At 43.7% G+C, this 4,094-nt stretch carries 3 protein-coding genes; all 3 read right to left on the bottom strand.

Going from position 1 to position 4,094, the window contains the following annotated elements:
- Positions 1–712 precede the first annotated feature (712 nt).
- A complete protein-coding gene (gltX, locus tag CAG68_RS00045) occupies positions 713–2,140 on the bottom strand; it encodes a glutamate--tRNA ligase (RefSeq protein WP_005384075.1) in 1,428 nt (475 codons plus the stop codon).
- A 177-nt stretch (positions 2,141–2,317) separates the two neighbouring features.
- Positions 2,318–2,914, bottom strand: coding sequence for a YccT family protein (locus tag CAG68_RS00040; RefSeq protein ID WP_054729756.1), 597 nt, complete (start codon positions 2,912–2,914; stop codon positions 2,318–2,320).
- A gap of 123 nt (positions 2,915–3,037) precedes the next feature.
- Positions 3,038–4,094 (bottom strand): chitoporin (gene chiP, locus CAG68_RS00035; RefSeq protein ID WP_161440623.1); only part of this gene is annotated, 1,057 nt, incomplete at its 5' end.

The raw sequence follows: 4,094 nt of genomic DNA, 5'->3' as shown, positions 1-4,094 counted from the left end.
AACGTATACTTCTGCTTGTGCTGCTGAAGCCATAAGTAGAGACGCTGAAATTACCGCTGCTAATTTTTTCATTATTGATTCCTCTAAAGAAGTTCTTTTGTTAGATGCCGAAATGCGCCGTCTGACTGACGTTGTATTTCAATTCTTTTTATTCATTCCTTGAGTGAGATACTTAGTCAGCTTCTTTTTATGCACATGCATTTTTTTTATGGAAGCAACTTACGTACATTTCCTGTTCAGTGATACATATCGCCATCTCGGTATCGCTGACGGGATGAACTATAACGCTAAGAAATCGCGAGAAAAATCCCAATTCTGTCAATTTATTGTCATCAAAAATCTCGAAAACATGTGATCTTAAGCAAAAAAATCCCCACGCAATCACGACGCAAACGTTTGCTTTAATTTTTAGAACAACATAGCTAAAGCAAAGACTTTTCTTAAAAATGAGACAAATAAAATGGAACTTTAAGGAACATGGATAAAAATCAATCAGATATTTGATATATAATCGCTCATTTTTTATTCACGCCAACGATATTTGGATTAAAAAAGCTTATCCATATTGAGGTAAATTACAGTTGAAACCATCTCTTCAATCACCAATATGAGAGAAAGTTTCTCGTTATCTAAATTGAAGATACAAAAAAGCCGCGGTTGCTCACCGCGGCTTTGTGACTATTTATTCAAAAGAACGTTCAGTTCAAAGCAATTATGCGTTTGCTTCACGCTCAGCAATGAACTCAAGCGCCATCTTAATGCGAGCAATACAACGCTCTTTTCCAACCAGCTCCATTACTGCATCGACAGAAGGAGACTGACCGCCGCCTGTTACAGCAACACGTAATGGCATACCGATTTTGCCCATGCCGATTTCCAACTCTTCACATACTGCTGCGATAACGCCATCTTTGATGTTCGCTGTCGTCCACTCAGTTAGTGCTTCCACTTTCGCTAATGCAAGTTCTAGAGGCTCTTTAGCCACGCCACGCAGGTGTTTCTTCGCTGCGCCCGCTTCAAACTCAGAGAAATCTTCATAGAAGTAACGGATTTGCTCAGCTAGCTCAACTAGTGTGTTGCAACGCTCACCCACCAGCTTGATCACGTCAGTAATAGCAGGACCATTCGTTACGTCTAGTTTTTGTTGATCTAGATGCCATTGTAGATGCTCAGCAACGTACGCAGGATCTGAGTTCTTGATGTAGTGGTTGTTCAACCATTGCAGTTTGTCAGTGTTAAAAGCAGACGCTGACTTAGATACTGCGTTTAGGCTAAATAGATTGATCATCTCTTCTTGAGAAAAGATTTCTTGGTCACCATGAGACCAACCAAGGCGCACTAGGTAGTTGTTTAGTGCCGCAGGCAGGTAGCCCATATCGCGGTATTGCATGACTGATACAGCGCCGTGACGTTTAGACAGTTTCGCGCCGTCATCACCCAGGATCATTGCACAGTGTGCAAATGTTGGTACTGGCGCACCTAGTGCTTCGTAGATGTTGATTTGACGAGGCGTGTTGTTGATGTGGTCTTCGCCACGAACAACGTGAGTGATACCCATGTCCCAGTCATCCACGACTACACAGAAGTTGTAAGTAGGTGAACCGTCAGTACGACGAATGATTAGGTCATCCATTTGATCGTTGCGGATTTCAATGCGACCACGGATTTGATCATCAAATACTACGCTGCCTTCTTTCGGGTTACGGAAACGGATAACACATGGATCGCCATCTTTTGCCGCTTCGTTTGCTGCTTTGATTTTTGGATGGTTAGCATCGTAGCGAGGCATTTCTTTATTTGCTTCTTGCTCTGCACGGATTTCATCTAGCAGCTCTTTAGACGCGTAACATTTGTAAGCTTTGTCTTCAGCAAGAAGCTTATCAACCATTTCGTTGTAACGGTCAAAACGTTGAGTTTGGTAGTAAGGACCTTCATCCCACTCCAAGCCTAGCCATTCCATGCCTTCAAGAATTGCATCAACCGCTTCCTGAGAGTTACGCTCAAGGTCTGTATCTTCGATACGTAGAACGAATTCACCACCTTGGTTTTTAGCGTATAGCCAAGAGTAAAGTGCAGTACGCGCACCACCAACGTGTAGATAGCCAGTTGGGCTAGGAGCAAAACGAGTTTTAACCGTCATTTGAGTTCCTTAGGGGTAATGAGCAACGAGAGATCTCTCGTTGTAATGTCAAGGATAAAAGTGGCGACATTTTACCACCGTAAGTCAATTCTACAATCGGTTTGACAACAGAAATAAAAACAGGGCAGAACCAAAAAGGCACAGCCCTACTATTTACTGTTAAAGCACAAGACAAAATTACTTCAGGTTACGCATTGCCCATTGCATAAATTCTTGCTGCTCTTCACGGCTCAATTCATTAAACGATGCTTTGATTGTTTTGGTTTCCGCTGGAGAAGACGCAATGCTTGCCTTAGTAGATTCTTTATTCATTGCGTTGTTATAGTCGGCAACTTCTCGTTCGTAATCACGAAAACCTTGCAAACCACCTTTACGAAGTTGAACCATAGAGAATGCCACTTCTTTTCCGTTTTTGTCTTTCAATACCACTTTAGGATCGAGCTCGAAGGCTCTCGCCTCTTCAATAGTACGGAATGTTTGATAAGTCAGAGAAAGCTCGGTGTCTTTTTCCGAATCAAACTCTAATACCAGCGGCTGCGAATCGAATTTACGGCGCTTTCCATCTTCAAATACAATTTGTCCAACCGTTACCGCTAATTGGTTTTCCCCATCCTTTAACTCGATGCTGTTGTTCTTGGATATCCACTCAGGGTAGACGAACTCGCCGTTGAGAACGCGAGGAACTAATTCAGATTGCAGAGTGAGTTGAGCAGCAAAAGCTGGCGCCGAAAGCATTGCGCAAAGTCCGAGAAGTGTCGTTGTTTTTTTCATCATGGTTTCTCACTTTATACCAATTTAGATAAGCCTCTAAAATTTACAGGCCAGTCATTTCAAAGGCTTATTTGAATAAGTATCAAGATAAAAAGGGCGTTTCCGCCCTTTTAGCTGCTTCTTTAATTAGAAGTAGTATTCAACACCTACAGAGAACTCGTCATAGTCAGCAGACTTCCAACGTGCTTCTGTTGGTTTATCTAATTGAGACGCACCGTCGCCAAAGTCTAGAGTACGAGCACGTACGTACAGCACTGCCGATGGGTCTACGAAATACATAACTTGTGCTGATAACACATCGTCCGCTGTATCGTTAATTTTCTTACCATCACGCTCGAGATCAAAGTTAGCGGCGTAAGCCAGTTTGTATTGCCAATCACCCGTGGTGTACATGATAGCGGCAGACATTGCATCTTGCTTTTCACTCACACCATTGCTTGCGTCCGCTTCCATGTATTTGTATTGCGCAAAGAAAGAGATCCCGTTATCAAACCAGCCTTGTGCCCCTACCAAGTACGTGTTGTTTTCCCACGTTTGGCTTTCCATCTTGATATTACGGTTACCTTCATATGCCGCATCTAACTGGATAGGACCAATTTTGTAGTGTGCTGCGATACCACCCCAGTAGTCATCCCCTTCACCTAGACCTGCTTTATCACCTGCACCAGCTGCGATATCTAGGGAGAATTTGTCAGCAAACATTGGAGAGTCCCAGCGGATAGTGTTTGATTGACGGTCTTGGTACTTGGCGCCACCAATAGCACCACCCCAGTCGTATACATCGCCGAGGCCAGGGTTAGATGCTGGCCAGTCAACCAATTCGTACATAGGTGTCAAAACGCGACCCAGGCGAATTTGCCCCCAAGATGCACTTTCAAAACCGACGAATGTGTCACGTTCACCAAGACCTGCGCCCTCGCCACCAAAGCTAGGGTCTACATAACCGCCTTCGATTTGCCAAATAAAAGTAGGGTCGAAGTTAGCAAATTGTTTTTTACCACGGAAACCAATACGAGACTCGTTGTTTAGCTGCATGCCACCCAAATCATCGTCCGTTGCTTTGCTGCCAGAATCGTAATCGCGGTACGCGGCCTGCATCGCGATGATTCCGTAAACTTCATAAGAAAATGAATCTTTGGTTAGAAACTCTTTTGCTGCGTCACTGTTTGCACCATCAGCAAAT

Source organism: Vibrio sp. V42_P2S4T144, from assembly GCF_009904715.1.
In the GTDB taxonomy this organism is placed as follows: Bacteria; Pseudomonadota; Gammaproteobacteria; order Enterobacterales; family Vibrionaceae; genus Vibrio; species Vibrio alginolyticus.
Note: the sequence above shows the minus strand (reverse complement) of the source record. Positions and strands in the feature narration are given on the sequence as shown.

Coding starts and splice junctions, on each gene's coding strand:
- gltX (WP_005384075.1), bottom strand. CDS start 2,140: ATGACGGTTAAAACTCGTTTTGCTCCTAGCCCAACTGGCTATCTACAC.
- CAG68_RS00040 (WP_054729756.1), bottom strand. CDS start 2,914: ATGATGAAAAAAACAACGACACTTCTCGGACTTTGCGCAATGCTTTCG.